Annotated in this window: 5 protein-coding genes; 1 reads left to right on the plus strand and 4 read right to left on the minus strand. The window is 58.7% G+C overall.

Annotated features, from left to right (window positions below):
• Window positions 1-150: 150 nt before the first annotated feature.
• The 4 genes from H6B10_RS11685 to H6B10_RS11700 all read right to left on the minus strand — a co-directional run bounded on the left by H6B10_RS11685 (window position 151) and on the right by H6B10_RS11700 (window position 5,872).
• The gene (locus H6B10_RS11685) at window positions 151-1,611 is read right to left on the minus strand and encodes a UDP-N-acetylmuramoyl-L-alanyl-D-glutamate--2,6-diaminopimelate ligase (protein ID WP_204651771.1); all 1,461 of its coding nucleotides are present in this window, start codon (window positions 1,609-1,611) and stop codon (window positions 151-153) included.
• A 7-nt stretch (window positions 1,612-1,618) separates the two neighbouring features.
• The gene (locus H6B10_RS11690; protein ID WP_204651772.1) at window positions 1,619-2,845 is read right to left on the minus strand and encodes an ATP-grasp domain-containing protein; all 1,227 of its coding nucleotides are present in this window, start codon (window positions 2,843-2,845) and stop codon (window positions 1,619-1,621) included.
• Between the two features lie 106 nt (window positions 2,846-2,951).
• Window positions 2,952-4,799, minus strand: coding sequence for an asparagine synthase (glutamine-hydrolyzing) (gene asnB, locus H6B10_RS11695; protein ID WP_204651773.1), 1,848 nt, complete (start codon window positions 4,797-4,799; stop codon window positions 2,952-2,954).
• A gap of 131 nt (window positions 4,800-4,930) precedes the next feature.
• Window positions 4,931-5,872: a magnesium transporter CorA family protein gene (locus H6B10_RS11700; RefSeq protein WP_204651774.1), complete on the minus strand. Its 942-nt coding sequence runs from the start codon at window positions 5,870-5,872 to the stop codon at window positions 4,931-4,933.
• Window positions 5,873-6,034: 162 nt separating this feature from the next.
• Between H6B10_RS11700 and H6B10_RS11705 the strand changes: the two genes are divergently transcribed.
• A complete protein-coding gene (locus H6B10_RS11705) occupies window positions 6,035-6,244 on the plus strand; it encodes a hypothetical protein (RefSeq protein WP_204651775.1) in 210 nt (69 codons plus the stop codon).
• The last annotated feature ends 27 nt before the right edge of the window (window positions 6,245-6,271 follow it).

Genomic DNA, 6,271 nt, shown 5'->3' on the forward strand with positions numbered 1-6,271 from the left:
CGGCCTGATCTTGGAATTTTATACCCAGTATGACACGGTTTGCAGGAGGACGGCAAGAGGCGGATTTCACAAAAATCGTGGGGCGATTTTGGCACACAACAAAAAAATACCGCCGCAGGGTCCGCGGCGGTACATAGGCGAAACAAGTGGTCAGCCCTGCAGCTCCCGGCAGGCTGCCCGGATCAGGTCCCGCTCCACAAAGGGGACTTTCTTGCCCTCAATAAGCTGGTAATCCTCGTGGCCTTTGCCCGCAAACAGCACGATGTCGCCCGGTTCGGCCATGGCCACCGCTTTGCGGATGGCTTCGGCCCGGTCGGGGATCAGGGTGTACTGGGCATCCATCGACATGTGGGCGTCAATATCCCGCAGAATGGCCATGGGGTCCTCAAAGTCCGGGTTGTCGCTGGTCAGGATGCTGTAATCGGCCCAGGCGCTGGCGGCTTCGGCCAGTTCCCGGCGGCGTACCTGGGTGCGCCCGCCTACCGAACCGAACACACAGATCAGCCGATGGGGCTGGTAGGTGCGCAGGGTCTTGAGGGCGCTGGTCAGCGAAAGGCCGTTGTGGGAGTAATCCACAATAAAGGTGCGGCCGGGCAAGCCTTCCACCACTTCAAAACGGCCCTGCACCGGGGTGTGGGCCAGGGTCTCGGCGGCCTGCACGGGGCTTACCCCGAAGGCACCGCACAGGGCAATGGCGCACAGGGCGTCCGAGGCACTGAAGGTGCCGGGGGACATGACCCGCACAGGGGTGGCGCTGCCGTCGTGCTCGCAGACAAAATCCACGCCCAGAGCGGTCTCGCTGCGGTAGCGGGCCAGCTGCGCGGCATGGTAGTCGGCGGCATGGTCGATGCCGAAACTGACCGTCTGCCCGCGGAACCCTGCCCGCATATAGTCGCTGGTGGGATCGTCCACATTGTAGACCATTACCCGGGCGTCATACTCGGCAAACAGGCGGTGTTTTGCGGCCTTGTAATCCTCAAAGTCCGGGTGCTCGCCGGGGCCGATGTGGTCCTCCGACAGGTTGGTGAAGGCGACCACCTCAAAGGGGATGCCGTCCACCCGGTGATGGCGAAGAGCCTGGCTGCTCACTTCCAGCACCACATGGTGCACCCCGGCGTCCAGCATTTTGCGGAACAGCCGGTGCAATTCCAGGCTTTCGGGGGTGGTGTTGGCGGTGGCTTCGTGCTGGCCTGCAATATTGACGCCGTTGGAACCGATGTAAGCGCAGGAAAGCCCTGCCTCGGTAAGAATGGCGGAGGTCAGCAGCGCCGTGGTGGTCTTGCCCTTGGTGCCGGTAATGCCGATGATGTGCAGCTGTTCGGCGGGGTTGCCGTAAAAGTCCGCGCCAATCACCGCCAGGGCGGCCCGGGTATCGTCGGTGACGATCTGGGCGGCGTCGGCAGGCAGGTCCAGAAGATGTTCCACCAGAAACGCCCGGCAGCCCTGGTCATAGGCGCTCTGGGCAAAGGTGTGGCCGTCCATCCAGGCGCCCACCAGGCAGACGAACAGGGCATCCGGCCCTGCTTTGCGGGAATCATAGGTAATGGCGGTGATCTCGGCGTCCGAGGCGCCGGTGTGGTCGATATGGCGGACCAGATCGTTCAGTTTCATGGCGGGATCAGCCTTTCGGATAATAGGTTTTGAACTTCTTGAACTGGCGGCGCAGCTGTTCCAGCACACAGGCGTAGCGGATGGGATTCATCCACAAATCGGGCTTGTACAGCAGGGAACAGGCTTCTTTGCCCTGGGCTTTCAGCCTTTTGGCGTGGGCTACCAGCTTTTTGTCCTCGGTGTAGGTAAAGGCTACCTGGGCGGGAACGTGGTGCCAGAACACCTCGTTGCGGTTCAGCACGCAGTCGCTGCCGCCGTCGTTCCACTTTTCCACCACCAGTTTGGCAATGTTCATGCCGGTGGCGGTCACATAGTAGTTGCTGCGGCCCTGGCGCAGGTTGATCTCAAAGACCCGGAAATCCCCCGGCTTGCCCGACCACTTGATGTCGAAGTTGGAAAAACCGGTGTAGTGGCAGGCTTCCAGCATCTGGCGGATGTTTTCCACCAAAGGCAGGGCGGTGGTATCCTCGGCCACGATGGCGGCATGGTTGCCCAGCCCGTGGGGGGTATGTTCCTCCACCATGGTGTGGCCCAGGCACATGGCCCGGACCTTGCCGTTCTCGTCCGAGAAGGCGGTCAGCACCCGCATGTGGTCGTCGCCGCCGGGAATCATTTCCTGCAGGATCATCTTGTCCGGATAGCCGGAATCGTAGATCTGTTTCACGATGGAAGCGGCCTCGGCGGGGTCGGCGGCGGTGTAGACCTTCTTCATGCCGTCAAAGGGGAACTTCCAATAGGCCACGCTGGAAGAAGGCTTCACGATGATGGGGTAGGCAAAGCCCAGTTTGTCCTCGGTCAGTTCGGCGGCGTCCGTGGGGGCGGTCAGTACCTTGGTGGTGGGGTAGGGAATGCCGAACTTGTCGCAAACCTCGTAGAATTCCGCCTTTTTCTGGATGGAACCGTACAGGTCGGCAGCGGGTCCGGGGGCGATATACTCCGGCAGTTCCGCCTTGCGGCGGATGATCATGGCGGCGTAGTCATCGGTGCAGCCGAACAGATAGAGCTTTTTGCCCGGATGCTGTTTGGCGAAATCATGCAGCACCCGCAGCATGGTGGACTCGTTGTCGATGTCGGGCACGATGGTAAAGTGTACGATCTTGGAATATTTGGTAGGGGCCATGGCGTAACGGCCGAAGGCATAGCTTTCCACGCCGTAGGCTTCATGGAAGGCGCGGGCAAAGTTGTAGCAGTTCAGGTCGGCGCCCAAGAATACAGGGATCAGATCGGTATTCATAGCAAAAAATTGCATCTCCTTGGTTACAGAAGAATTTGCTTAAACAGGGTCGCTGTTGGCGGCGTGCGCCGACAACGACGACTTTTTGGAAGCGCACAGCGTTTGTTTACGCCCACTTCTCAAAGAACTGTTCGTGCCAGGTCAGGAAGGTGTAGGCTGTCCAGATCTTGCGGCGCTCGTGGCGCGGGTCGGCCAGCATGGCCACCAGTTTATCCTGGTCAAAGTATTCGGCGGCCACGTCGCTCTCAAACCGGGCGCGGACCTTGGCGGCAAAGGCCGGGTCCTCCAGCCACTTGGCAATGGGCACCGGGAATCCTTTTTTGGTGCGGTTGGCCCAGGCGTCAGGCAAAGTTTTGTTGGCGGCGGCGCGCAGTACGGCCTTGGTGTCCCCGGCGATCTTGTAGTTCACGGGGTAGGCGGAAGCTTCCCGCAGCACTTCCCGGTCCAGATACGGCACCCGCAGTTCCAGGCTGTGGGCCATGCTCATCTTGTCCGCTTTCAGCAGAATGTCGCCGGGCAGCCACAGGTTCAGGTCCAGATACTGCTTCTTTTCCAGTTCCGGCAGGTCCTTCACCCGGTCGTAGATGGGCGCGGCGACCTCCCGGGCGGTGGGACCTACCCGGTACTTGGGTTTCAGAATCTCCTGGGCTTCCTTCTCGGTAAAGACCAGCGCCTGGCCGATGAACCAGTCCTCGGGACGGCCGCTGCCTTTGATGATGAAGTCGTGACCCTTGAAGTAGGGCAGATGCTGGCTCACGTCGCTGGCTAGATGCCGCAGTCCCAGGGGCAGATGCTTGTACTTCTGCATCATGGCGTTGTCGGCGTACCACTCGTAACCGGCGTAGATCTCGTCGGCGCCCTCGCCGGAAAGCACCACCGTCACGTGACGGCGGGCCAGCTGGCACAGGAAGTACAGCGGCACCGAGGACGGGTTGGACTGGGGTTCGTCCATGTGGTACTGGATATCCGCAAAGGCTTCCAGGCACTGTTCCTTGGTCAGCATTTCCCGGTAGTTGTGGATGCCCAGTTTGGCGGACAGTTCGGCAGCTTCGGTAGTCTCGTCGAATTTGTGGCTGCCGTCGGGGGTTTCAAAACCTACCGAGAAGGTGTCGTCGGGCATCAGGCAGGCGGTAATATAGCTGGAGTCCACGCCGCCGGACAGGAAGGAACCGACCTTCACATCGCTGATGCGGTGGGCGGCTACCGATTCCCGCACCCGGGCATCGATTTCGGCTGCGCAATCCTCAAAGCTCATGCTGGTCTTGTGGCGGAAATCCACATCCCAGTACCGCTCAATGTGCATCTGGCCGTCTTTGTACTCGAACCAGTGGGCGGGGGGCAGCTTGTAGGTGCCCTTGAAAAAGGTTTCGTTCATGGCGCTGTACTGGAAGGTCAGGTAGGGGCGCAATGCCTCGGGGTTGACCTCCCGGCGGAAACCGGGATGCTCCAGCAGGCTCTTGATCTCGGAACCGAACAGCAGTTCCCCGGCGTCGGTCTGGGTGTAGTAGAAGGGCTTCACGCCAAAGATGTCCCGGGCACCGTACATGGTATGGGTTTTGGTGTCGTACACCACAAAGGCAAACATGCCCCGCAGCATGGAGGCCAGCTTGTTGCCGTACTCCTCGTAGCCATGCAGAATGACCTCGGTATCACACCGGGTCTTGAACACGTGGCCTTTGGCCTGCAGCTCGGTGCGCAGGTCCATAAAGTTGTAAATTTCGCCGTTGAACACGCAGACTACGCTGCCGTCTTCGTTGTACATGGGCTGGCGGCCTGCTGCCAGGTCGATGATGCTCAACCGGCGGAAGCCCAGAGCTACGGCGGTGGCCGGGGTATCACCGCTCAGGTGGTACCCTTCCATATCGGGGCCGCGGTGGATGATGCGGTCTGCCATCTTATGCAGAATCGCCTCACGTGCTTCACGCAGCCCGGTAAAACCAACAAAACCACACATGGTCGTTTATCCTTTCCCTTGCTAGGTTGCCTCTCTCTTGTGCTATGGGGAAAAATCCCATATTTATATATTGTACCACACGCCCCCCTAAAAGAAAACCCCCGCCTGGATTTTTACAGGCGGGGAAAAGCTTACAGCATGTGCTTTTTGTGCAGGAACCAGGCGGTCACGCCGCACACGATCAGGGTCAGCCCCAGCACGATGCCGAACCCGGCGTCGCTGCTGGCAAAGGGCATGCCCTCGGAGGAAACGTTCATACCGTACAGGCCGCTGACTACCGTGGGAACGGCCATCAGCAGGGTGATGCTGGTCAGGTATTTCATGGCGTTGTTCAGGCGGTTGTCCAGGATGGCGCTGAACAGTTCCCGGGTACCTTTGATATCGTCCCGGTAAATGCTGGTCATCTCAATGGCCTGGCGGATCTCAACGATAACGTCGTCCAGCAGTTCCCGGTCGTCGGGGTACTGTTCCAACCGCTTGTAGCGGGTTAGACGATCCAATACCGTGGCGTTGGCACGCAGACTGGTGGCAAAGTAGACCAGCGTGGATTCCAAACCGTGCAGTTCTACCAGGTCGCTGTCCCGCAGGTCGCCGGACAGGTTTTTCTCCAACGCCTGCCGGCGCCGGTCGATCAGCCGCAGCTCCTGTTGGTACATGGTGGCGGCCCGATAAAGCAGCTGGTAGACGAACCGCATCTTTTTGCGGGTGGAAAATCCCTTCACGCGGCAGGAGGAAAAGTCCCCGATCACCGGTGTGTCCACCGAACAAACGGTCACCACCAACTCCTGGGTCAGCAGAATGCCCATAGGGATGGTGGAGTAGATGCCCTCCCCGGAACCGGGAACCTGATAGGGAATGTCCACGATGATGACGGTGTACCCGTCCTCTAAACTGATGCGCGCCGACTCTTCCGGGTCGGTGGCGGCAAACAGGTCGGAGGGCTCAATATCCAATGTGGCCGCTACCCGGCGCACTTCATCCTCTGTCGGAGCCGTCAGGCAAACCCAGGACCCCTCGTCCATGGCATCCACCCGCGTCAACTGTTTGTCTCTTGTGCGGTAAATCTTCATCATGACCTATGCCCACCCATAACTTTCTTCTCTGGTTATCAGTATAAGCCCTGCGGGCCCAAACCGCAAGTAAAACCTTTGTGCAGATGCCTCTATACCTTATATAATAGCGAAAAGCGATTTTTCCGGACGGGACAGTGGTTTTTTAGGAGGAAAATCTTAAAAATGACGTTGTACGGTTTAACCAAAGAATGCCTTGAAAATTTGTCGAAAAAAATGAAAAAAAGTGTTGACAAAGTGGTTTCCCGGTGGTATTATAGTCAAGCTGTCCGGCGCGAGAGCGACACGGAAAACCGCATAACAACAGCCTTTGAGGGCTTTTCGGGAGCTTCGGCTCACGAAAAAACTTCAAAAAAATCTCAAAAAAGTTCTTGACAAACGGAACTTCACGAGATATAATAA

Origin of the sequence: Gemmiger formicilis, assembly GCF_016901605.1 — a bacterium.
Lineage (GTDB): Bacteria > Bacillota > Clostridia > Oscillospirales > Ruminococcaceae > Gemmiger > Gemmiger formicilis_B.